The sequence below is a fragment of the Ruegeria sp. CDSA241 genome (assembly GCF_059611265.1).
Map to the genome: position 1 here is coordinate 31,260 of NZ_JBXWPF010000015.1, position 22,863 is coordinate 54,122.

Annotated in this window: 23 protein-coding genes; 13 read left to right on the top strand and 10 right to left on the bottom strand. The window is 56.6% G+C overall.

Going from position 1 to position 22,863, the window contains the following annotated elements:
- The first annotated feature begins 14 nt into the window (after nucleotides 1-14).
- Together AC2FJV_RS14150 and secB are read left to right on the top strand one after the other, a co-directional pair.
- Nucleotides 15-515 (top strand): FxsA family protein, encoded by a 501-nt coding sequence (locus tag AC2FJV_RS14150; protein ID WP_496713964.1) that lies wholly within the window; start codon nucleotides 15-17, stop codon nucleotides 513-515.
- Between the two features lie 54 nt (nucleotides 516-569).
- Nucleotides 570-1,067, top strand: coding sequence for a protein-export chaperone SecB (gene secB / locus AC2FJV_RS14155; RefSeq protein WP_142637430.1), 498 nt, complete (start codon nucleotides 570-572; stop codon nucleotides 1,065-1,067).
- Nucleotides 1,068-1,093: 26 nt separating this feature from the next.
- Here secB and dnaQ read toward each other — a convergent pair whose 3' ends face one another.
- The 4 genes from dnaQ to AC2FJV_RS14175 are packed head-to-tail and all read right to left on the bottom strand — an operon-like array spanning nucleotide 1,094 to nucleotide 3,828.
- A complete protein-coding gene (dnaQ, locus tag AC2FJV_RS14160) occupies nucleotides 1,094-1,816 on the bottom strand; it encodes a DNA polymerase III subunit epsilon (RefSeq protein ID WP_496713965.1) in 723 nt (240 codons plus the stop codon).
- Complete coding sequence (gene coaE / locus AC2FJV_RS14165) at nucleotides 1,809-2,402, bottom strand: dephospho-CoA kinase (protein WP_496713966.1); 594 nt, start codon at nucleotides 2,400-2,402, stop codon at nucleotides 1,809-1,811. Before coaE ends, dnaQ begins: the two co-directional genes overlap by 8 nt.
- Nucleotides 2,399-3,232 (bottom strand): shikimate dehydrogenase, encoded by an 834-nt coding sequence (locus AC2FJV_RS14170; RefSeq protein WP_271950622.1) that lies wholly within the window; start codon nucleotides 3,230-3,232, stop codon nucleotides 2,399-2,401. Before AC2FJV_RS14170 ends, coaE begins: the two co-directional genes overlap by 4 nt.
- Nucleotides 3,229-3,828: a Maf family protein gene (locus AC2FJV_RS14175; RefSeq protein ID WP_142637605.1), complete on the bottom strand. Its 600-nt coding sequence runs from the start codon at nucleotides 3,826-3,828 to the stop codon at nucleotides 3,229-3,231. Before AC2FJV_RS14175 ends, AC2FJV_RS14170 begins: the two co-directional genes overlap by 4 nt.
- Before the next feature lie 404 nt (nucleotides 3,829-4,232).
- Here AC2FJV_RS14175 and AC2FJV_RS14180 point away from each other — a divergent pair, with 404 nt between their 5' ends.
- The 7 genes from AC2FJV_RS14180 to AC2FJV_RS14210 all read left to right on the top strand — a co-directional run bounded on the left by AC2FJV_RS14180 (nucleotide 4,233) and on the right by AC2FJV_RS14210 (nucleotide 11,600).
- Complete coding sequence (locus AC2FJV_RS14180) at nucleotides 4,233-4,682, top strand: CopD family protein (protein ID WP_496713967.1); 450 nt, start codon at nucleotides 4,233-4,235, stop codon at nucleotides 4,680-4,682.
- Nucleotides 4,683-4,806: 124 nt separating this feature from the next.
- Nucleotides 4,807-6,078: a transcription termination factor Rho gene (gene rho, locus AC2FJV_RS14185; RefSeq protein ID WP_142637421.1), complete on the top strand. Its 1,272-nt coding sequence runs from the start codon at nucleotides 4,807-4,809 to the stop codon at nucleotides 6,076-6,078.
- A 31-nt stretch (nucleotides 6,079-6,109) separates the two neighbouring features.
- Entirely contained in the window at nucleotides 6,110-7,396 is a 1,287-nt protein-coding gene (mnmE, locus tag AC2FJV_RS14190; protein ID WP_496713968.1) for a tRNA uridine-5-carboxymethylaminomethyl(34) synthesis GTPase MnmE, read from the top strand.
- A gap of 12 nt (nucleotides 7,397-7,408) precedes the next feature.
- Nucleotides 7,409-9,277: a tRNA uridine-5-carboxymethylaminomethyl(34) synthesis enzyme MnmG gene (mnmG, locus tag AC2FJV_RS14195; RefSeq protein WP_281973387.1), complete on the top strand. Its 1,869-nt coding sequence runs from the start codon at nucleotides 7,409-7,411 to the stop codon at nucleotides 9,275-9,277.
- Nucleotides 9,274-9,888 (top strand): 16S rRNA (guanine(527)-N(7))-methyltransferase RsmG, encoded by a 615-nt coding sequence (gene rsmG, locus AC2FJV_RS14200; protein WP_142637416.1) that lies wholly within the window; start codon nucleotides 9,274-9,276, stop codon nucleotides 9,886-9,888. Before mnmG ends, rsmG begins: the two co-directional genes overlap by 4 nt.
- Nucleotides 9,881-10,684 carry a ParA family protein gene (locus AC2FJV_RS14205; RefSeq protein ID WP_142637414.1) on the top strand — a complete coding sequence of 268 codons (804 nt, stop codon included), beginning with the start codon at nucleotides 9,881-9,883 and terminating at the stop codon, nucleotides 10,682-10,684. The genes rsmG and AC2FJV_RS14205 overlap by 8 nt, the downstream gene beginning before the upstream one ends.
- 19 nt (nucleotides 10,685-10,703) lie before the next feature.
- The gene (locus AC2FJV_RS14210; protein ID WP_496713969.1) at nucleotides 10,704-11,600 is read left to right on the top strand and encodes a ParB/RepB/Spo0J family partition protein; all 897 of its coding nucleotides are present in this window, start codon (nucleotides 10,704-10,706) and stop codon (nucleotides 11,598-11,600) included.
- Here AC2FJV_RS14210 and AC2FJV_RS14215 read toward each other — a convergent pair.
- Genes AC2FJV_RS14215 through rph form a run of 4 tightly spaced genes read right to left on the bottom strand, consistent with a single transcriptional unit; the run spans nucleotide 11,590 to nucleotide 14,415 of the window.
- Nucleotides 11,590-11,943 carry a YbaN family protein gene (locus tag AC2FJV_RS14215; RefSeq protein WP_142637410.1) on the bottom strand — a complete coding sequence of 118 codons (354 nt, stop codon included), beginning with the start codon at nucleotides 11,941-11,943 and terminating at the stop codon, nucleotides 11,590-11,592. The two genes, AC2FJV_RS14210 and AC2FJV_RS14215, sit on opposite strands and share 11 nt — an antisense overlap.
- Before the next feature lie 3 nt (nucleotides 11,944-11,946).
- Nucleotides 11,947-13,101: a radical SAM family heme chaperone HemW gene (hemW, locus tag AC2FJV_RS14220; protein WP_496690204.1), complete on the bottom strand. Its 1,155-nt coding sequence runs from the start codon at nucleotides 13,099-13,101 to the stop codon at nucleotides 11,947-11,949.
- A complete protein-coding gene (gene rdgB / locus AC2FJV_RS14225) occupies nucleotides 13,091-13,705 on the bottom strand; it encodes an RdgB/HAM1 family non-canonical purine NTP pyrophosphatase (RefSeq protein ID WP_496713970.1) in 615 nt (204 codons plus the stop codon). Before rdgB ends, hemW begins: the two co-directional genes overlap by 11 nt.
- A complete protein-coding gene (rph, locus tag AC2FJV_RS14230; protein ID WP_496692602.1) occupies nucleotides 13,702-14,415 on the bottom strand; it encodes a ribonuclease PH in 714 nt (237 codons plus the stop codon). The genes rdgB and rph overlap by 4 nt, the downstream gene beginning before the upstream one ends.
- 112 nt (nucleotides 14,416-14,527) lie before the next feature.
- Between rph and hrcA the strand changes: the two genes are divergently transcribed.
- Both hrcA and AC2FJV_RS14240 read left to right on the top strand, forming a co-directional pair.
- Nucleotides 14,528-15,592 carry a heat-inducible transcriptional repressor HrcA gene (gene hrcA / locus AC2FJV_RS14235; RefSeq protein WP_281995819.1) on the top strand — a complete coding sequence of 355 codons (1,065 nt, stop codon included), beginning with the start codon at nucleotides 14,528-14,530 and terminating at the stop codon, nucleotides 15,590-15,592.
- Between the two features lie 10 nt (nucleotides 15,593-15,602).
- The gene (locus AC2FJV_RS14240; protein WP_142637400.1) at nucleotides 15,603-16,166 is read left to right on the top strand and encodes a nucleotide exchange factor GrpE; all 564 of its coding nucleotides are present in this window, start codon (nucleotides 15,603-15,605) and stop codon (nucleotides 16,164-16,166) included.
- Nucleotides 16,167-16,198: 32 nt separating this feature from the next.
- On the opposite strand, the gene mutS is transcribed toward AC2FJV_RS14240, so the two are convergent.
- Nucleotides 16,199-18,811 (bottom strand): DNA mismatch repair protein MutS, encoded by a 2,613-nt coding sequence (gene mutS, locus AC2FJV_RS14245; protein WP_496713992.1) that lies wholly within the window; start codon nucleotides 18,809-18,811, stop codon nucleotides 16,199-16,201.
- A gap of 160 nt (nucleotides 18,812-18,971) precedes the next feature.
- Here mutS and AC2FJV_RS14250 point away from each other — a divergent pair, with 160 nt between their 5' ends.
- A complete protein-coding gene (locus AC2FJV_RS14250; RefSeq protein ID WP_142637398.1) occupies nucleotides 18,972-21,227 on the top strand; it encodes an NADP-dependent malic enzyme in 2,256 nt (751 codons plus the stop codon).
- Nucleotides 21,228-21,230: 3 nt separating this feature from the next.
- A complete protein-coding gene (locus AC2FJV_RS14255; RefSeq protein ID WP_496713971.1) occupies nucleotides 21,231-22,100 on the top strand; it encodes a ribokinase in 870 nt (289 codons plus the stop codon).
- Here AC2FJV_RS14255 and msrA read toward each other — a convergent pair.
- A complete protein-coding gene (msrA, locus tag AC2FJV_RS14260) occupies nucleotides 22,097-22,768 on the bottom strand; it encodes a peptide-methionine (S)-S-oxide reductase MsrA (RefSeq protein ID WP_496713972.1) in 672 nt (223 codons plus the stop codon). The two genes, AC2FJV_RS14255 and msrA, sit on opposite strands and share 4 nt — an antisense overlap.
- Between the last annotated feature and the right edge of the window lie 95 nt (nucleotides 22,769-22,863).

Here is a 22,863-nt window from a genome sequence, read left to right on the forward strand (position 1 = left end):
AAAGGATAATGCAAATGTACCTGTTCCTGGCTTTTTTACTTGTTCCGATCATCGAAATCGCCCTGTTCATTCAGGTTGGTGGGCTAATCGGACTGTGGCCAACCCTTGCGATCGTGGTTCTAACGGCCGTTCTGGGTACCGCTTTGGTGCGGACACAAGGTCGCATGGCGCTGGAAAACCTGCAACGATCCTTTGCAGAGCTTGACGACCCGACCGAACCTTTGGCCCATGGCGCGATGATCTTGCTGTCTGGTGTCTTGCTGCTGACACCGGGGTTTTTCACCGATGCCGTTGGATTTGCGCTGTTAATCCCTGGCGTCCGGGTCTCTGTATTCCGTTATCTCCGCTCGAAGGTCACAATCACGCAGTTTCAGATGGGCGGCGGGACGCAGTTCAGGACCGAGCCCCAAGCATCGACCCAGGGCGATGTGATCGACGGTGAATACACCGAGGTTCGCCCCCGTCAGAACCCGTCAAAGCCATCGAAATGGGTCGAAGGGCCGCACCAGCATTGAGGTGCCTCGCCCAACTTGCTAAGCAGTGGCGAATTTCAGTTTCGGAGTAGACCCATGGCCGAAGACGGCGCCCAAGAAAACACCGCGGCCCAGACCGCACCCCAGATCCAGATGCGCGTTCTGGGACAATTCATTCGCGATATGTCCTTTGAAAACGTGATGGCGCAAAAAGGCGTGTCTGGCGATGTCCAGCCCGAGATCGCGGTTCAGGTCAATCTGGACGCCAAAAAGCGCCCGGCTGAGCATCAATACGAGGTGTCGATCAAGCTGAACCTCAAATCCAAAGCCAAGGGCATGGAAGACATCCTGTTCCTGTGCGAGCTGGATTATTGCGGCCTTTTCCATGTGGAAGGTGTCGCCGAAGACCAGCTGCATCCGTTCCTGATGATCGAATGCCCGCGCATGCTGTTCCCGTTCCTGCGCCGCATCGTCAGCGACATCACGCGCGATGGAGGATACCCGCCGGTTAACCTGGACAATATAGATTTTGTCAGCCTGTACCGGAATGAATTGATGCGTCGTCAGGCCGAGACGCAAAAGACTCAGGCCTAATCAGCCTTCCCCGCGCCGGAGTGACCTCAGGCGCGGGACCAAAGGGCGTTTTCGCCCAGTTTATCAATAAACTTCTCATGCGCCGCGCGTTCGTCTCGGGTGATCCGGGACGGCAAGGCATCTTTGCGCGGCGATGGCCGCCACTCTTCTGCTCCGCCAACCGAAGAAGACGCAGAGGTCGACAGCCCGAAATCTGGCTGACGTCCGCCGATCAGCTCAAGATAGACCTCAGCCAGAATTTCAGAGTCAAGCAACGCCCCGTGCAAGACCCGGTTCGAGTTGTCTATGTTGAACCGCCGGCACAGCGCATCCAGCGAGGCGGGCGAGCCCGGAAACCGTTTGCGCGCAATCGCCAGCGTATCCAGCGCCTGATCCATCGGGATCGGCGCCAGACCCATCCAGCCTAGCTCGGCATTCAGGAATTTCATGTCGAATGACGCGTTGTGGATCACCAGTTTCGAGTCAGCGACAAAATCCCGAAACCCCTGACCAACCTCGGCAAAAACCGGCTTGTCCTTCAGCGTGACCTGACCTTTTTCCACCGGGCGGGGCGGTTCCAGCAGGTCCGGGCCAATGCCATGCACGCCAAACGCCTCTTCGGGCATAAACCGTTGGGGGTTGATATAGACGTGATAGGTTTCGCCCGTGGCGACGTGATTCCAAAGCTCAACCGCACCGATTTCCACAATCCGGTCGCCGCTTTCAGGATCAAAGCCTGTGGTTTCTGTATCGAGTACGATCTCACGCATCTGTCAGCCCTGCCCGTATCTGTCTGACCACATCCTGCACTTGCGCGCGGGCGTGGTCCAGACTGTCCGTGACGATCACAAAATCAGACCGCGCGCATTTTTCGTCATTCGGCATCTGCTTGGCTTTGATCTGCTCGAACTGCGCCTCGGTCATGGTACCGCGCGCCATCACGCGGCGTTTCTGCTCGTCAGCCGGGACCGAGACACAGGCGACCGCATCCATCGCCACATCTCCATCGGTTTCAAATAGCAGGGGAATATCGAAAACCAGAATATCTGCGGTGGCTTGTTCCCGGAACACCGCTCGATCCGCCGCCACCAGCGGGTGAACAATGGCCTCAATCGCTTTCAGTGCCGCCGGGTCTGCTGAAATGAACCGTTTCAGTACTTCCCGGCTAACCGCGCCGTCGATAATGGCCTCAGGAAACGCCCTTTGCATCGGCTTGAACGCTGTCCCGCCACGCGCGTATAGCCGATGCACGGCGGCATCTGCGTCCCACAACGCACAGCCTTCGTCGACGAACATGCTGGCAGTTGTGCTTTTTCCCATGCCGATAGAACCGGTCAGGCCAAGTGCAAAGCTCATCCCAGCACCGCAGCACGCAAATCAGAAGTGACTTCAGGGCGCACCCCAAACCAGCTTTCAAATCCAGGTACGGCCTGATGCAACAACATGCCAAGGCCATCTACGGGTGTGCATCCCGCCTGTTCTGCTGTTTGCAGCAAACGTGTCTTAAGTGGCGCATAGACCAGATCGGTGACTATGGCACCGGGCTGTAACCCGTCCAGAGGCACCCGCAGCTCGGGCTGGCCGTGCATCCCAAGCGAACTTGTGTTGACCACAAGTTCCGCATCTTCAACCACGTTGCCCGCTTTCAACCAATCCACCACCGTTATGGTCGTGCCAAACTCTTCCTTCAGGCGATCTGCACGTGAGCGCGTCCGATTGGTCAACAAAATCTCGGGCACACCGGCATCGACCAACGCTTGAAGAACCGCACGCGCTGCGCCCCCGGCACCAAAGACAACCGCGGGGCCATCCGCTGGAATCCAATCTGGGGCGCCGCTGCGCAGGTTCTGCATGAACCCGTACCCATCGGTGTTATCCGCATGGATCGAACCGTCGGGCTGAAACACAAGCGTATTAGCAGCCCCGATCTGCCTGGCCCGGTCCGAAGCCGTATCCGCCAGATCCAAGGCCACCTCTTTATGGGGCACTGTGATGTTGGCCCCGACAAATCCGGCTTTGGGCAAGGTTCGTAGAACAGCCTCAAGATCATCCGGTGCGACATCCATGGGGATATAGTGACCGGCCAGGCCATAAGTTTTCAGCCAATGGCCATGCAGTATTGGGGATTTCGAATGGGAAATCGGATGCCCGATCACACCCGCCAGCGGGATCTGCTTGCCACTCATTGATCAATCACCCCTTTGACCGCCAGAAAATTCAACAGCTCCAATAGGGGCATACCCAAAACGTTAAAATAGTCACCGTCAATGGTTGCGAACAGCCGCACGCCTTCTTCCTCAAGCTTATAGGCCCCGACTGCGTGGCGGATGCTGTCCCAGTTGCGCGCAACATAGTCGCGTAGATAGGCGTCCGAACTCATCCTCATCCGCAGGCGCACCTGGCCTACATGTCGCCAGATCGGCTCGCCATTCTGATAGATGACGGCTGCGGATAACAGCATATGCCGCTTGCCCCGCATCGCTTTGAGCTGCGCCAGCGCATCCTCGGGCGATTGCGGTTTGGACAAAAGCTGACCTTCGAAATCCAGCACCTGATCACATCCCAGAACCATCGGCCCCGGCACCTTGTCGCTGACCTTGCGGGCTTTCATCTCTGCCAGAGTATCGGCAATATCACGTGGAGATGCCTCTTCGGCCAGCAAAGCCCGTTTGGCGGTCTCTTCGTCCACGCGTGCAGTTTGAACGGTAAACCGCACGCCCGCATTCTCTAGCAACTGCGCGCGAATGGATGACCCCGAGGCCAATATGATGGGGACAGAAATGTGGAAAACCCCCTGAGCAAATGGTTGATCGTTCAAGGATGGTTTGTATGGTTTTCCTGTTGACACGCAAGCCCGGTGTTTTCGCGGAAAACTTCTATGAGTCGCCCGAACCCTGTCCAGTCTGGACAAGGATAACTTTGAACATCGGGACAAGCGGGATATCCCAGCTTATTCATCAAGTTATCCCCTGAATTCTACGTCCTATATAATCATAACATATTGTTTTATTGTTGTTTTTTATGAAATCAACAGTATTACCCAGTTCTCGGGTGAAACTATCCACCTGGGGAAAACAGATGGGTAAATAAGTAATCCACGGAATTTGATCTCCCTACAAAACCATCATCCTTTCTCTTTTCCTATTTTTTTTATAGGGAGAGATCCAAACCACGCCCGGAGCTGGAATGACTGATCTTCTTTTCACCATCTACCCTTGGGTGAAGTCCCTGCACATCATGGCCGTGATCTCTTGGATGGCCGGTTTGTTCTATCTGCCTAGATTGTACGTCTATCACGTAGAAAAAGCCCAAGGCGTTAACGGGGCGCAGGAGATCTTCTTTGAAATGGAAGAAAAGCTGCTGCGGGTGATCATGCGCCCGGCGATGTACGTGGCCTGGGCCTGCGGCCTGATCATGGTATTCACTCCAGGCATAGTCGGCTGGGATTTTGCCTGGCCCTGGGTCAAAGGCGCAGCAGTGATTGCGATGACTTGGTTCCACTACTGGCTGATGGTACGTCGAAAGGACTTCTTAGAGGGCCGAAATACGCTCACTGGGCGGCAGTATCGCATGATGAACGAGGTGCCTACCATTTTGATGGTTATCATCGTTCTGGCGGTCGTTCTGAAGTTCTGAGCAGCTATTTGACTCTTTGTAGGTAAGCGCTTATTTATCGCGTAACACGCCCGTCCGGGCGGCGTATCTTCCGTATTGAAATTCCAGTCCGAGCCGCATCCATGCGGCCAAGGTTCTTATCATCATGTCTAATGAATCCCTCAATCTGGCCGATCTGAAAGCCAAAAGCCCCAAAGACCTTTTGGCGATGGCCGAAGAGCTTGAGATCGAAAACGCCTCGACCATGCGAAAAGGCGAGATGATGTTCCAGATTCTGCGCGAACGCGCAGATGAAGGCTGGACCGTGGGCGGCGATGGCGTACTTGAAGTTCTGCAGGATGGGTTCGGGTTCCTGCGTTCGCCCGAGGCGAACTATTTGCCCGGTCCTGATGATATCTATGTCTCGCCAGAAATGATCCGCCAGCATTCGTTGCGCACCGGTGATACGGTCGAGGGTGATATCAAGGCGCCGGACGAGAACGAACGGTATTTCGCACTGATCAAGGTCACCAAAATCAATTTCGAAGATCCCGAGAAAGCCAGGCATAAAGTTGCTTTCGACAACCTGACACCGCTTTATCCGGATGAGCGCCTGAAGATGGAGGTCGAAGACCCAACCATCAAGGACAAGTCCGCCCGTGTCATCGATCTGGTTTCGCCGATAGGTAAAGGTCAGCGGTCGTTGATTGTGGCACCGCCACGGACCGGTAAGACGGTGATCCTGCAGAATATTGCGAACTCGATCGAAAAGAACCACCCTGAGTGCTATCTGATCGTCCTACTGATCGACGAGCGGCCGGAAGAGGTGACCGACATGCAGCGTTCGGTGAAGGGCGAGGTCGTGTCGTCGACCTTTGACGAACCCGCCACCCGCCACGTTGCCGTATCTGAGATGGTTATCGAAAAAGCCAAGCGTTTGGTCGAGCATAAACGAGATGTTGTTATTCTTCTCGACTCGATCACAAGACTTGGTAGGGCATTTAACACCGTGGTTCCATCCTCGGGTAAGGTTCTGACCGGCGGTGTGGATGCAAACGCTCTGCAACGGCCTAAGCGATTCTTTGGTGCGGCACGGAATATCGAAGAAGGCGGCTCGCTGACCATCATCGCCACTGCGCTGATTGATACCGGCAGCCGGATGGACGAAGTCATCTTCGAAGAATTCAAAGGCACCGGTAACTCGGAAATTGTTCTGGATCGTAAGATCGCAGATAAGCGCGTGTTCCCGGCTATCGACATCCTCAAATCCGGTACGCGGAAAGAGGATTTGCTGGTCGATAAGGGTGATCTGGCCAAGACCTTTGTTCTGCGCCGTATCCTGAACCCGATGGGCACTACCGATGCGATCGAGTTCCTGTTGTCCAAGTTGAAACAGACCAAGACAAATGGCGAGTTCTTCGATTCGATGAACACCTGACACAGGTCCTGGACGCAAGCGAGGCGGTCGAATGGATACGATATTCGCCTTGGCCAGCGCGCAAGGCAAGGCAGGGGTGGCGGTCATCCGTCTCTCGGGCCCCTTGGCGCATCCTGCCGCGGCTGCTCTTTCCGGTGCTGCTTTGCCCTCCCGCGGGATGCGGGTGCGCAGCCTGTATGGCAAAGACGGATCGCGCCTGGATGATGGGGTAGTTCTGACCTTCCAGGCCCCGGCCAGCTTTACTGGCGAAGACGTGGCAGAGCTACAGATTCACGGCAGTACAGCGGCGGTCAACGCCGTCATGCGCTGCCTTGCGGACATGGACGGTTTGCGCCTGGCCGATCCCGGGGAATTCACCCGCCGTGCCTTGGAAAACGGCAAAATGGATTTGACACAGGTCGAGGGCCTTGCCGATCTGATCGACGCTGAGACAGAAGCTCAACGCAAGCAGGCACAGATCATTCTGGCCGGAGAGCTTGGGAATTTGGCTGAACGCTGGCGGCGCGATTTGATTCGCGCCGCATCGCTGCTTGAGGCAGTGATTGATTTTGCCGATGAAGAGGTGCCAACCGATGTTACCCCTGAAGTGCGCCAGTTGATCACAGGTGTCATTGCAGATCTACAACGTGAAGCTGAAGGGGTTCGTATTGCTGAACGCATTCGAACCGGGTTCGAGGTTGCGATTGTTGGCTTGCCAAATGCCGGAAAGTCGACATTGCTGAATGCTCTGGCCGGTCGCGATGCAGCGATCACGTCGGAATATGCCGGCACTACGCGCGATGTGATTGAAGTTCGAATGGACCTTGAGGGACTTCCCGTTACTTTGTTGGATACAGCGGGCTTGCGGGAAACCGACGATCACGTCGAAAGCCTGGGAATTGAGCGGGCCAAAAAGCGCGCCGAGGCCGCCGATCTGCGCGTATTTCTGACTGATGATCCAAAAGAGCTGGGCGTTCAGCTGTTGGAGGGAGATATTCAGGTTCTTCCGAAATCCGATCTGAGAAACAGTTCTGATGAAGGAATCTCAGGGAAAACCGGGCAGGGTGTGGATCGGTTGATTTCCAACATATCGCGTGTTTTGGGTGATCGAACTACTACCCATGGTATCGCCACGCGTGAAAGGCATCGTATAGCGCTGATCACAGCGCGCGATGCACTTAGTGCTGCAATCGCTGTTCTGGAATCAGGTCCCGACCTGTATGATATCGCAGCCGAGGAACTGAGGACCGCGATCCGCGCTTTGGAAGCTCTGGTTGGCAGAATTGGTGTAGAAGACTTGTTGGATGAAATATTCTCAAGCTTCTGCCTGGGAAAGTAAGGAGTGTTTCACGTGAAACATTCGGATTTTGACGTCGTCGTTATCGGAGCGGGCCACGCCGGAACAGAAGCGGCCCATGCGGCCGCCCGGATGGGTGCGACTACCGCCCTTGTGACTCTGTCGGCCACTGATATCGGCGTAATGTCCTGTAACCCCGCTATTGGGGGCCTCGGCAAAGGGCATCTTGTTCGCGAAATTGACGCGTTGGACGGGGTGATGGGGCGCGTCGCAGACCAGGCGGGAATTCAGTTTCGTTTGCTGAATCGCCGTAAAGGCCCCGCAGTTCAGGGGCCCAGAACGCAGGCAGACCGGGCTTTGTACCGAGCTGCGATGCAGCGAGAAACCACGGCACAGCCGAACCTCAGCGTCGTAGTCGGCGAGGTGACAGATTTCCTGGTGAATGGACCTGCTGTTACCGGAATTCGATTGGCGGATGAGTCTGAAATACGGGCCGGCGCTGTGATCCTGACGTCTGGGACATTTTTGAGAGGCGTTATTCACATTGGTGACGTATCGCGCCCTGGCGGGCGTATGGGGGACCGTCCCTCGGTAAAGCTGGCCGAGCGTTTGGATCGCCTTAACCTGCCGCTAGGACGCTTGAAAACGGGGACACCGCCCCGGCTGGATGGTCGGACGATTGATTGGTCAGGTCTCGAACGTCAGGACGGCGATGATGAACCTACGCTGTTCTCATTCCTTTCGATGGGGGTGGTGGCACCGCAGATTTCTTGCGGGATTACGCATACCAATGCCAGAACACATGAGATCATTGAAAAGAATCTTTCCAGATCGGCGATGTATGGGGGACATATTGACGGTATAGGCCCCAGATATTGCCCTTCGATCGAAGATAAGATTGTGCGGTTTGCGGATAAGGAATCTCATCAGATTTTCCTCGAGCCAGAAGGTGTGAATGATCACACAATCTATCCGAATGGAATTTCTACCTCACTGCCACAGGATGTTCAGGTCGATTATGTCAGATCCATTAAGGGGCTGGAAAAGGCAGAGATCCTCCAACCTGGCTACGCCATCGAATATGACTACGTAGATCCTCGCGTTCTGACATCATCACTGTCGTTGCCTGAGGCGCCAGGACTATATCTTGCGGGTCAGATTAACGGCACCACAGGATATGAGGAAGCTGCAGCTCAGGGAATGGTGGCTGGCCTCAATGCTGCCCTTCAGGTCTCGGGTCGGGATCCAATCCATTTCACGCGTTCCGACAGTTATATTGGCGTCATGGTCGATGACCTGACTACTCGCGGAGTGGCGGAACCTTATCGGATGTTTACCTCACGGGCAGAGTTTAGATTGTCTTTGCGCGCCGATAATGCCGACCAACGACTGACACCTATTGGCATACGCCTAGGTTGCGTAAGCGAGACGCGCCGCAAGCACTTCTCTGAAAAAATGGAGAAGTTGGAGGCTGCAAAAAAGAAGCTCACAGATCATACCTATACTCCGAAAGAAGTGCGAGAAGCTGGTATCAAGGTCAATCAGGATGGCAATCGCCGCGATGGTATGGCGATTTTGGCCTTTCCTGATGTGAGCTTTGAGGACCTTGTTCCCTTGATTCCTGAGTTGCAGGACGTTGAATCAGGCATTCGGCAGCAAGTGGAACGCGATGCGCTGTATGCGAATTATATCGAGCGGCAAAGACGTGATGTCGAAGCGATGAAACGCGATGAAGCCTATGAGATTCCGCGTGATTTTGACTTCTTCGCATTGGATGGGCTGTCGTCAGAGATGAAGCAGAAGTTGTCCAACGCCCGTCCCGAGAATGTAGCGCAGGCAAGCCGGATAGAGGGTGTGACGCCGGCAGCGCTGACTTTGGTGTTGGCCAAGCTTCGCCGAGATCAGAGGGTGCGCAAAGCATGAAGGAAGAGCTGTTTGACGGTCTGAATGTTTCACGTGAAACATTTGATCGACTGGCAACATATGTTGCCCTTGTCGAGCGCTGGAACCCGAAAATCAACCTCGTATCGCGCAAAAGCTTGTCCGAAATCTGGACACGGCACATTTTGGATTCCGTTCAGGTTTTTCGATGTGCCGAGAACTTTTCGCATTGGGTTGATATTGGAAGTGGTGGCGGGTTTCCTGGTATGGTCTGTGCAATCATGGCGATTGAAGAAGCGCCAGACGCAAAATTTACCTTTGTTGAAAGCGATCAGCGAAAATCTGCGTTTTTACGCAATGTATCCCGGGAATGTGGCGCAAACTGTAAAGTGGTGGCGAAACGCATTGAAGCGGTGGACCCCCTGAATGCAGATGTTTTGTCTGCCCGCGCCTTGGCAGATCTCGGGGTATTATTATCTTTTTGTGACAGACATTTAGGCGATTCTGGCGTCGCTTTGTTGCCGAAAGGTGTAAGCTGGAAAAAAGAGGTACAGGATGCGCAGGAAGAATGGAATTTCACCTGTGATCCGATTACAAGTTTAACAGAACCCCAAGCCGTCATCCTCAAGGTCAAAGGAGTATCACGTGGTTGATCTATCTCGTCCCTCAGGCCCCCGGATCATAGCGGTAGCCAACCAGAAGGGCGGAGTTGGGAAGACGACAACAGCCATAAACTTGGCAGCAGGCCTGGCCGAGGCCGGATGCAGGGTTTTAGTGGTTGATCTGGATCCACAGGGAAATGCTTCAACCGGTTTAGGCGTCGAGGATCGAGATTGGACAACTTATGATCTGATTCTGGATGATGCGCCTTTGGATGCGGTCGTTCAGGACTCGGAGATTGAAGGTATTCTCGTTGTCCCCGCTACGGTAGACCTCAGTTCCGCCGATATCGAACTGATTTCGAACGAAAAACGCAGCTATTTACTGCATGACGCGTTACGCCAGACTGCTATTGATAAGTACGATCTGGATTTCGTCCTGATTGACTGTCCGCCATCGCTGAATCTTCTGACGGTAAACGCGATGGTCGCAGCGCATTCCGTACTGGTGCCATTGCAAAGCGAGTTCTTCGCATTAGAGGGTTTGTCTCAGCTCATGCTGACCATTCGCGAGGTGCGACAGACTGCGAATCCAGACCTCAGAATCGAAGGTGTTGTGCTGACTATGTATGACAACCGCAACAACTTGTCCCGTCAGGTCGAAAAAGACGCACGTGACAATCTGGGTGAGATGGTATTTAAAACCAAAATACCCAGAAATGTGCGGGTCAGTGAGGCTCCGTCATACGCGTTGCCGGTTTTGCAATATGACTCGGGGTCTCTGGGCGCGATGGCCTATCGGCATTTGGCCCGGGAAGTCATGCATAAGAACAATAAAACCGCAGTCTGAGCGGTACTAGGAGGACCCTGTGACAGCCAGAAAATCAAAACCAAGAGGGTTGGGTCGCGGGCTTTCGGCGTTGATGGCAGATGTCACACAAGAGCCCCAGGGACGCGTGCCAACTGATTCACGGCGGCCGGACCTGACGATTCCAATCGAAAAGCTTCACGCAAACCCAAATCAGCCGCGCCGCACCTTTGCCCGGGAACATCTGGATGAGCTTGCCGCTTCGGTCAAAGTGAAGGGGATCATTCAGCCTCTGATCGTCCGAGAAATTGCCGAAGGCGATTATGAAATCGTCGCGGGTGAACGCCGCTGGCGCGCGGCGCAAATGGCGCAGTTGCATGATATCCCCGTTATCGTTCGCGATTTTGATGACACTGAGGTTCTGGAAGTCGCCATTATCGAAAACATTCAGCGCGCGGATTTGAATGCGGTGGAAGAGGCGGCCGGCTATAAGCAGCTGATGGACCGCTTTGGTCATACGCAAGAAAAGCTGGCTGAAGCATTGGGCAAAAGCCGCAGTCATATTGCCAATTTGCTGCGCCTGTTGTCCCTGCCAATGGATGTACAAACCCTTGTAATAGAAGGAAAATTATCGGCTGGCCATGCGCGAACGCTGATCACGGCCGAGAATGCCTCGGACCTTGCAAAGCAAATTGTCAAAGATGGGCTGTCGGTGCGGGCAACGGAAGCGCTGGTGAAGAAGCAACAGCAGGGGGATGCGGCCCGACCGGCACCAAGGTCTCGGGATCTGAATGCGGGTAAAGATGCGGATACCCGGGCGCTGGAAAAGGATCTTTCCGCGATTCTGGCGATGAAAGTGGCGATCAATCACAAAGCGGGCTCGGAAACGGGGCAGGTGGTCCTGACCTATGAGAACCTGGATCAACTGGATGATCTTTGTTCCAAGCTCAGCCGCTAGGGCGGGTCCAGATAAAGAACATCACGCCGCCTAGTACAATCGCCTGGATGATCAGGACATGAGACGGCGCAGACATCATGACCGATAATCCAAATACAGCGGTGACCGACAGGGTGGCCGCCTTTTTTGCGGCCGGACGAATCGCGCCTGAACTCTGCCAATCGACGATCATTGGGCCAAACAGTCGGTGCGTTATCAGCCAGCTATGCAGCCGTGAAGACGAGCGGGCAAAGAAGAAGGCGGCGAGTAGCAGAAATGGAACCGTTGGTAGTAGGGGAAGTACCACCCCAACAGCGGCCAGCCCGACACATAACAATCCAAGCCCTGCCCACAGATATTGCATGGTCTACCCCAAAAGTTCGCGGATCACCGCGTTCAAGACGGCACGCCCGTCGGTTGTGGCCATCAGTCTACCATCCAGCATTTGAACCATGCCGATATCCTGAAGATGGCCCAATGGGTCTTGTGGTAAGGGGTGGCCTGATATTCCCATATATCTATCTATATCTAGCCCGCCGGTAACCCTAAGGCCCATCATAAGGTATTCACTTGCCTGATCTTCACGCGACAATGCGGCGCGTTCTTTCTCTCCGCTACCACAGGAAGCCGCGTCCAACCACCGCTGCGGATTCAGATAGGTTTCAGTCGCGTATTTCTGGCCATTCTGGGTGATCCGTCCATGGGCGCCGGGGCCAATGCCGACATAGTCACCATAGCGCCAATAGATCAGATTGTGCTGTGATTCCGCGCCGGGGCGGGCGTGGTTCGATACCTCATAGGCGGGCAGACCATGAGCCTCGCAGATCTTTTGCGTGGCCAGATACATATCGGCGGCGCTATCATCCAAGGGCAGGCCGCGTAGCTTGCCCACGGCATAGCGATCACCAAAGGCGGTTCCGTCTTCTATGGTCAGTTGGTACAGCGACAGGTGATCGACCGCCATCGACAGGGCTTCGGTCAACTCTGCGCGCCAGGCATCAAGGGTTTGATGTTGCCGCGCATAGATCAGGTCAAAGCTGACCCGTTCAAAACAATGACGGGCTATGTCATAAGCAGCCCGCGCTTCGGCCACGCTGTGAATGCGGCCCAACCGGCGCAGATCGTCATCATTCAGCGCCTGAACCCCCATTGAGATACGGTTGACGCCTGCTTCCCGGTAGGCTGCGAACCGTCCCGCCTCGACCGAGCTGGGATTGGCTTCAAGTGTGATTTCCATGTCATTGGCGGGGTGCCAAAGGGCGCGGGCGGTATCAATCACTGCGGCGACGGTTTCGGGATCCATCAGAGACGGGGTGCCGCCGCCAAAGAAGATGGTGTTCAGGACACGGTTGGGGGTTTCGGAAGCGCTACGGCGCAGCTCGACCAGATATGCATCAAGCCATTGTTTTTGATCTATATTTTTTGAAACATGGCTGTTGAAATCGCAATAGGGGCATTTGGCCTCGCAAAAGGGCCAATGCACATACAGGCCAAAGCCCCCATTGCGCCAATCATCCGCCAAAACAGCCTTTCACGAACATCTCAACCGCGCGACCGCGATGGCTGATCTTGTTCTTTTCCCAGCGATCCATCTCGGCAAAGGTAATGTCATGACCCTCGGGCACAAACATTGGATCATAACCAAAGCCGTCCGCACCGCGAATGGGCCAGACCAAGTGACCGGGGGCGATGCCTTCGAACACCTCATCATGCCCGTCGGGCCAGGCCAAAACCAACGTGCAGCGAAATTGTGCGGTGCGGGGATGGGCGGCGTTCTTCGCCTCAAGCTCCTCATGTGCGCGTGTCATCGCCATCAGGAAATCGCGGCCATTGCCGGTTTCTGCCCAATCGGCGGTATATACGCCTGGCGCGCCATCCAGCGCGTCGACGGTGATCCCGGAATCGTCCGACAGGGCAGGAAGGCCGGTGGCTTTGGCGGCGGCATGGGCCTTGATCCGGGCATTGCCGACGAATGTATCCTCGGTCTCTTCCGGTTCAGGCAGGTCCATGTCAGCGGCGCCGATAACAGTGACGCCAAAGGGTTCAAGCAGATGTGCCATCTCCTCAAGCTTGCCTTTGTTATGCGTGGCCACCAGCAACCTATCGCCGTCGAACTTGCGGGTCATGCGGTGGCGGCCTTTTGCGCAGCAGCCAGTTCACTAACGCCCTGTTCAGCCAGATCCATTAGTTGATCCATCTGAACGCGGCTAAAGACCGAGCCCTCCGCGCTCATTTGAACTTCGATCAATTTGCCGGACCCGGTCATGATAAAGTTGCCGTCCACGCCGGCTTCGCTGTCTTCGGGGTAATCCAGATCCAGCACCGGTTGACCGGCGTAAATACCGCAGGACACAGCTGCAACCGGGTCAACCAGCGGGTCCGAGATCACGTCACCCGTTTTCATTAGCTTGTTGACCGCAAGACGCAGCGCAACCCAACCGCCTGTGATCGAGGCACATCGGGTGCCACCATCGGCCTGGATCACATCGCAGTCGACGGTGATCTGGCGTTCACCCAAGGCAACTCGATCGACACCTGCACGCAGGGCACGGCCGATCAAACGCTGGATTTCCACGGTACGACCACCCTGCTTACCGCTGGCAGCCTCGCGCCGCATCCGTGTATTGGTCGCACGGGGCAGCATGCCGTATTCAGCGGTAACCCAGCCCAGGCCCGAACCTTTGATGAACGGTGGCACGCGATCTTCGATCGTGGCAGTGCACAACACATGGGTATCGCCCATCTTAATCAGGCAGGAACCTTCGGCATGTTTGGTAAATCCCGTTTCGATTGAAACGGCGCGCATTTCGTTTAGATCACGTCCTGAGGGTCGCATGGGAATTCCTTTGTTTGCTGGTTTGGGGATACCGCCCCGCAGCGTCAGGATGCAACCCTGATTGACCTTTCGCCTACCTGCTATTTAATGGCCATCCAGCAGAGGATTGCCGATGAGTGACGCAAGCAAAATTCTGAACGAGATGAATGACCGGTCGCGCGAGGTGTTTCGGCTGATTGTCGAAAGCTATCTGGATAGCGGTGAGCCTGTCGGCAGCCGTACCCTGACGCGCACTTTGTCGGAAAAAGTCAGTGCGGCGACGGTTCGCAATGTGATGCAGGATCTTGAGTTTCTGGGCCTGCTCGACAGCCCTCATGTCAGTGCGGGGCGGATTCCGACGCAACACGGGTTACGGATGTTCGTGGACGGATTGCTGGAGGTCGGTGATCTGGGCGCGGATGACCGGCAGAAGCTGGACGACACACTGGGCGCTAACTCGGGGGATGTCGGCGGGATGCTTGACCGTGTCGGTGCGGCCTTGTCACACGTGACACAAGGGGCCTCACTGGTTTTGACGCCGAAACACGAAGCGGAAATCAAACATATCGAATTTGTGTCGCTTGGGCATGACAGGGCCCTGGTGGTTTTGGTCTTTTCCGACGGTCAGGTGGAAAACCGGCTGTTCAAGCCGCCACCCGGGCAAACGCCCAGCTCGATGCGGGAAGCGGCGAATTTTCTGAACGCCCTGATCGAGGGCCGCACAATCAGCGAGGTTCGCCGTCAGATGCTGACCCAGATCGATGCGCGGAAACAGGAAATTGACGTGCTGGCCCGTGAAATGGTCGACAGCGGCATGGCCGCATGGGACGGGGATGATGGCGACTCGGCTCGTTTGATCGTCCGAGGGCGGGCGAATCTGCTGGGTGAACGTGGCGAAGCAGATGAGTTGGAGCGCATTCGCACCCTGTTTGACGACCTCGAACGCAAGCGCGACATCGCCGAATTTCTGGAATTGACCGAAGAAGGCGAAGGTGTGCGTATTTTTATCGGGTCTGAGAACAAACTTTTCTCACTTTCGGGTTCCTCTTTGGTGGTGTCTCCATATATGAACGCTGATCGTAAGATAATCGGTGCGGTTGGGGTCATCGGGCCCACACGTCTGAATTATGGACGGATCGTGCCGATCGTGGATTATACGGCGCAACTGGTCGGCAAACTGATATCCGACCGGAGCTAGAGGGTAAGAGATGGCAGAGCCCAAGAACGAAGATTTTCTGGACGATATCGCAACGGCCGAGGCCGAAGAGCTGGCAGATGAATTTGCTGAGATCAGCGAAGAAGCGCTGGAGCTGGATGAGCTGCGCGCCGAGCGCGACGACTACAAAGACAAATTCATGCGTGCATTGGCCGATGCGGAAAACGCGCGCAAGCGCGGCGACAAGGCACGGCGCGATGCCGAACAGTATGGCGGCTCGAAACTGGCCCGTGACATGCTGCCGGTCTATGACAATATGAAACGCGCGCTTGAGGCCGCAACCGACGAGCAGAAAGAGGTCGCAGGCGCTTTGCTGGAAGGTGTTGAACTGACCATGCGCGCGCTGAAGGACGTGTTTCAGAAACACGGGATTCAGGTGATCACGCCAGAAGTTGGCGATCGGTTTGACCCCAATGTGCATGAGGCGATGTTCGAGGCCCCCGTGCCCGGAACACGCGCCGGTGACATCATCCAGGTATCTGCAGAAGGCTTTATGCTGTACGACCGGCTCTTGCGCCCCGCGCAGGTGGGTGTGTCGTCCACGCCGGCAAGCTAAGCGCTTAAGATATCATTCAATTATTGAGGCGGTCAGGATCTGGCCGCCTCTTTCAATTTATAGATCAGGTCCAATGCCTCGCGCGGGCTTAGCTCATCCGGCAAGATCTCACCCAACATATCCGCAACGGGTGAAGCTTTTGGGGGAGGCGGTGGCGGCGGGGCAGCCGAGAACAGCGGCAGATCGTCGATCAAAGCCTTTTGCTTGCCGCCTTCGCGTTCGGTTTTCTCCAGCTGGTCCAGCACAACGCGGGCACGTTCGACAACGGATGCCGGCAGGCCAGCCAGTTGCGCCACCTGGACACCATAGGACCGGTCTGCGGCGCCTTTGTGAACCTCGTGCAAAAAGATCACTTCGCCCTCCCATTCCTTGACCGCAACGGTGGCGTTGTCGACACCTTCCAGATTTCCGGCCAGCGCGGTCAGCTCGTGATAATGCGTTGCAAACAGCGCGCGACATTTATTGGCGGCGTGCAGATGTTCGAGCGTGGCCCAGGCGATGGAAAGCCCGTCATAGGTGGCCGTCCCGCGTCCGATTTCATCCAGAATGACCAGCGCATGATCGTCGGCTTGATTGAGGATGGCGGCGGTTTCGACCATTTCAACCATAAAGGTCGACCGACCCCTGGCCAGATCGTCAGATGCCCCGACACGGCTGAACAGCTGGCTGACTACACCGATATAGGCTTGTTCGGCTGGAACATAGCTGCCCATCTGTGCAAGCAGGGCGATCAGCGCATTCTGCCGCAGGAAGGTTGATTTACCCGCCATGTTGGGGCCGGTCAGCAACCAGATTGCAGCACCATCTTCGGCGCTGAGATCACAATCATTGGCGATAAACGCGTCACCGCTTTGTTGGCGCAGCGCATGTTCAACAACCGGATGCCGCCCGCCCTGAATATCAAAGGCACGAGAGGCATCGACCTGCGGGCGACACCAGTTCTCGCCCCGTGCCAGATCGGCCAGCGCAGTGGTTAGGTCCAGTTCCGCCAGCCCGCGCGCGGCTTGGTTCAGTTGCGCAGCACGGGTAAGAATCTCATCAGAAAGCCTTTGATAGAGCCGCTTTTCGATCTCCAAAGCATGATTTCCGGCGTTCAGGATACGGGTTTCGATCTCGGACAGTTCTACTGTCGTGAACCGCACCTGATTGGCCGTGGTTTGCCGGTGGATATAGGTTTCGGAGAACGGCGGGTTCAACATCTTTTCGGCATGTGTGGCCGTGGTTTCGATGAAATAGCCCAGCACGTTGTTATGCTTGATCTTCAGCGAGGTGATGCCGGTGTGCTGGGAATATTTCTGCTGAAACCCGGCGATGACCGAGCGGCCTTCGTCCCGCAGGGTGCGCGCCTCATCCAGTTCCGCGTCATAGCCGGGGGCAATGAAGCCGCCGTCGCGCGCCATCAGAGGTGGCTCGGCCACAAGCGCCTCATCCAGCAGGGTCAGCAGATCATCAAACCCTGTCAGGTTTTGCACCGCAGTGGCCAGCAATACCGGCAGATCTCCGGCATTGCACAGTTCGGCTATGGTTGCAGCCTGCGCCAGCCCGTTGCGGATGGCGGCCAGATCGCGAGGACCGCCGCGTTCCAGCGACAGGCGCGACAAGGCGCGGTCCAAATCGGGGGTTTTGCGCAAGGCATCGCGCAGATCTTGGGCGATCAGGCTGTCATCGGCTGCAAAACTTACCGCATCCAACCGCCCGTGGATCACATCCAGATTGCGCGAGGGGCTGGACAGGCGCTGTTCCAACAACCGCGCGCCGCCCGGCGTGACTGTACGGTCAACCACCGACAAAAGCGATCCGGCGCGCCCGCCAGACAGCGACCGGGTCAGCTCCAGATTGCGGCGCGTTGCGGCGTCGATCTGCACCACGCGGTCCTCGGATTCTTTCAGCGGCGTTTGCAGCAGGGGCAATTTGCCTTTTTGCGTGATCTCCAAATAGTCAATCAATGCGCCCATAGCGGACACTTCGGCCCGGCCAAAATTTCCAAACGCGTCCAGCGCGCCCACGTGAAACAAAGCGCAGATGCGCTTTTCAGCCGCCGTGCTGTCGAAACTGGCGCGGCCAATGGGCGTCAGCGAGATGCCCAGATCGCGGGCAGGTTCGTGCAGGACCTGTTCGGCCCCGTCCGCCACGATCAGCTCCGACGGGGCCAGCCGGGCCAGTTCAGGGCTTAGGCGCACAGAGGTCAAAGGCATCACGTGAAACGCCCCGGTTGAGATATCGGCCCAGGCAAGCGCCGCTTCATCCCTCACCTCGGCATAACAGGCCAGAAAGTTGTGGCGGCGAGCCTCTAGCAGCGCGTCCTCAGTCAGTGTTCCGGGTGTCACCAGTCGGACAACACCGCGCTTTACCACTGATTTAGAGCCTCTCTTCTTGGCCTCCGCCGGGCTTTCCATCTGTTCGCAAACGGCCACGCGAAAGCCTTTTCGGATCAGCGTCAGCAGGTACCCTTCGGCGGCATGGACCGGCACACCGCACATCGGGATGTCGGCGTCGTTGTGCTTGCCGCGTTTGGTCAGGGCGATGTCCAGCGCCTCGGCGGCGTTGACGGCATCCTCGAAAAACATCTCGTAGAAATCGCCCATCCGGTAAAACAGAAGGGCGTCGGCATGGGCCTCTTTGATTTCGAGATATTGCGCCATCATCGGCGTGACTGTGGACAAGGTTGATCCCTTTTGACGGCGTTCGGTCGCGACCTTACAAATCCGCCATCTGGTGCGAAAGGCAAAAGTATTCTCGTTGAGGCGCGCGCGTGCCTGCGCTATGAGGCAGAAGCCCCGTAGTTGCAGAGAAACGACGTATCAAATGCCCAAAGCGAAGATCACCAACGAAGAGGCGCTGGCCTTTCACCTGGACCCAACTCCTGGCAAGTGGGAGGTACAAGCCACCGTTCCCATGACGACGCAGCGCGACCTGTCGCTGGCCTACAGCCCCGGCGTGGCTGTTCCATGTGAAGCAATCGCGGAAAATCCAGAAACGGCCTATGACTATACCAACAAGGGAAATCTGGTCGCCGTGATTTCGAATGGGACGGCGGTTTTGGGTCTTGGTAATCTGGGCGCGCTGGGCTCAAAACCGGTGATGGAGGGCAAGTCAGTCCTGTTCAAGCGTTTCGCTGACGTAAACTCGATCGATATCGAGCTGGACACCGAAGACCCGGATGAGTTCTGCCGCGCCGTGCGACTGATGGGGCCAACCTTTGGCGGCATCAATCTGGAAGACATCAAGGCGCCCGAGTGTTTCATCATCGAACAGCGCCTGAAGGAAGAAATGGATATCCCCGTCTTCCACGATGATCAGCATGGCACGGCGGTGATCTGTGCGGCGGGCCTGCTGAATGCGCTGCGTATCTCGGGCAAGAAGATCGAAGATGTGAAGATTGTTCTGAACGGTGCCGGGGCTGCTGGGATAGCGTGTATCGAACTGCTCAAGTCGATGGGCGCGCGGCATGAGAACTGCATCGTTTGTGACACCAAAGGCGTGATCTATCAGGGCCGGACCGAGGGCATGAACCAGTGGAAATCGGCCCATGCGATCACCACAGATCTGCGTACGCTGGAAGACGCCATGAAAGGCGCAGACGTCTTTCTGGGCGTGTCGGTCAAAGGGGCTGTGACGCAGGATATGGTCGCCAGCATGGCCGATAACCCGGTGATTTTTGCGATGGCAAACCCCGATCCGGAAATTACGCCGGAAGAGGCCCACGAAGTGCGCGTTGATGCCATCGTCGCCACAGGGCGCAGCGATTATCCGAACCAGGTCAACAACGTGTTGGGCTTTCCCTACCTGTTCCGCGGTGCGCTGGATATCCACGCCCGCGCCATCAATGACGAGATGAAAATTGCCTGTGCCCACGCCCTGGCCAACCTCGCGCGCGAAGATGTCCCTGATGAGGTCGCGATGGCCTATGGTAAGTCGCTGACCTTTGGGCGCGACTATATTATCCCGACACCTTTCGATCCGCGCCTGATTCACCGCATTCCGCCCGCCGTTGCGCGGGCCGGGATGGATACCGGCGCGGCGCGGCGCCCGATTATCGACATGGACGCGTATGAGCTGAGCTTGAAATCCCGCATGGATCCGACCGCCAGCATTCTGCGCGGCCTGAACGCGCGGGCCCGTCAGGCGCAAAGCCGAATGATCTTTGCCGAGGGCGACGATCCGCGTGTGCTGCGGGCTGCGGTGATGTATCAACGCTCGGGCTTTGGTAAGGCGCTGGTCGTAGGCCGCCCGGATGACGTCAAGCAAAAGCTGGAAGAGGCCGGGCTGGGCGATGCTGTGCGTGAGCTGGAGGTCGTGAATGCCGCCAACACTGCGCATCTCGATACCTATTCTGATTTTTTGTACGATCGCCTGCAGCGTAAAGGCTTTGATCGAAAGGATATTCATCGACTTGCCGCGCGCGACCGGCATGTGTTTTCATCGCTGATGCTGGCACATGGGCATGGCGACGGTTTGGTCTCGGGCGCGACGCGTAAATCGGCGCATGTGCTGGATCGGATCAACCATGTGTTCGATGCAGATGCGGCCCGTGGCGCGGCCGGTGTGACGGCGCTGTTGCACAAGGGGCGGATCGTGCTGATCGGCGACACTCTAGTCCATGAATGGCCGGACGAAAACGATCTGGCCAATATCGCCGAGCGCTCAGCAGCCGTTGCCCGCCATATGGGGCTGGAGCCGCGCGTTGCCTTTGTCAGCTTTTCGACGTTTGGCTACCCGGTGTCGGAGCGGGCCGAAAAGATGCACCGCGCTCCTGCCGTTCTGGATCAGCGTGGCGTAGATTTCGAATACGAAGGTGAAATGACGGTGGACGTGGCGCTGAATGTCGACCAGCAGGCAAACTATCCGTTCCAGCGCCTGACCGGACCGGCGAATATCCTGATTGTCCCAGCACGGCATTCGGCCTCGATCTCGACCAAGTTGATGCAGGAAATGGGTGGGGCCACGGTGATCGGCCCGATCTTGTCGGGCATCGACAAGCCGATTCAGATCTGTTCGACCATATCGACGGCCAATGACATTCTGAACATGGCCATTCTGGCCTCCTGCGATATTGGTTAAGCCATGACAATCTGGAATCTAGGCTCGATCAACGCAGACATGATTTATGATGTGCCACACCTGCCGGGCGCGGGTGAGACGCTTTCGGCCAACCGTTTGGATCGGTTTCTGGGCGGCAAGGGCGCGAATATGTCCGTCGCCGGCGCGCGGGCCGGCGCGCGGGTGGCGCATATTGGGGCCATAGGGCCCGACGGGCGCTGGGCGCGTGACAGGCTGACCGAATATGGCGTCGATACCCGGTGGATTGCCGAGGTTTCAGATCCTACCGGGCACGCCATTATCGCCGTAGACGCCGAGGGTGAAAACAATATCATCCTGTTTCAAGGCGCAAATCATGCAATTACGTCAGATCAACTGGGCCAGGCGCTGTCATCGGCGGATCAGGGTGATCTGATTGTGACGCAAAACGAAACCAACTTGCAGGTCGAAGCCGCAAAAATGGGCCGCGAAATGGGGCTGACTGTCTGTTACGCGGCGGCCCCTTTTCAAGCCGATGCAGTGCGGGCGGTTCTTCCGTATCTGGATTTCCTGATCCTAAATGAGGTCGAGGCCGAGCAGCTGCGGCAGGCAACCGGGCAGGGCCTGTCCGAGTTGGGGATAGAGCATGTCATTGTGACCCTCGGATCAAAGGGCGCGCGATATCATCATAAGGGGACGACCTCGGATTTTTTGGCTCACAAGGTTCAGGCGGTGGACACAACTGGTGCGGGCGATACGTTCACAGGTTACGTTCTGGCAGGAATAGATCGTGGCATGCCGATGGAGCAGGCAATATTGCAGGCAAACCGGGCTGCCGCGTTGATGGTGACACGGCACGGTACGGCGGATGTCATTCCTGATCTGAAAGAAGTGCGCGAAGCGCGCTTTGATTAAGACCCGGCAAAGGGCGCGTCACTGCCCCACAGCTGTTTGACGCGGGCGTCGCGACCGCAGGCTTTGCGATAGGCCTTATAGGCGTTGCGCTGGCGTTTGGGACCGAACCGCGTAAAGACCAGTTTTTCGCCCTTATAGTAATCCTGATGATAGGCTTCGGCCGGGTAAAACCGGTCCTGTTGCAGGATCGGGGTGACAATCGTTTGACGCAGGACGTTCTGCGCTTTGGATTTTGCAGCCTCGGCCAACGCCTTTTCGCCTGTATTAGAGACGAAAATCGCTGTGCGGTAACTCTCTCCCCGATCGCAGAACTGTCCGCCCGCATCCGTGGGATCAACCGAGCGGAAAAACAGGCTCAGCAGGGTTTCACGGGAAACACGGGCCGGGTCAAAGGTAATCTGAACCGCCTCGTAATGGCCTGTGCCGCCTTTGGTTACCTCGCCATAGGTCGGGTCCGCCGTTGCGCCCCCGGTATAGCCCGAGACCGCCTGAACCACGCCCGGCACGGATTCGAAATCGGATTCAACGCACCAGAAACACCCCCCGGCCACGGTCAGCGTCTCGGTTCCGGCAGCCGGTGCAGGCGCGGCGCGCAGCATTGCGACGATGAGGATCAGCGCAAACAGAAGCCATGGCTTGACTGCATCAAGATATGTGGTTCGGATCATGGTGGGTCTCCTTCCATGATCAGACTGCCTTGGGAAAACCTCAGGCGCAACGCGCTGACATCTGTTCTCACGCGCTGGTGAGGCGAGTTTATCGC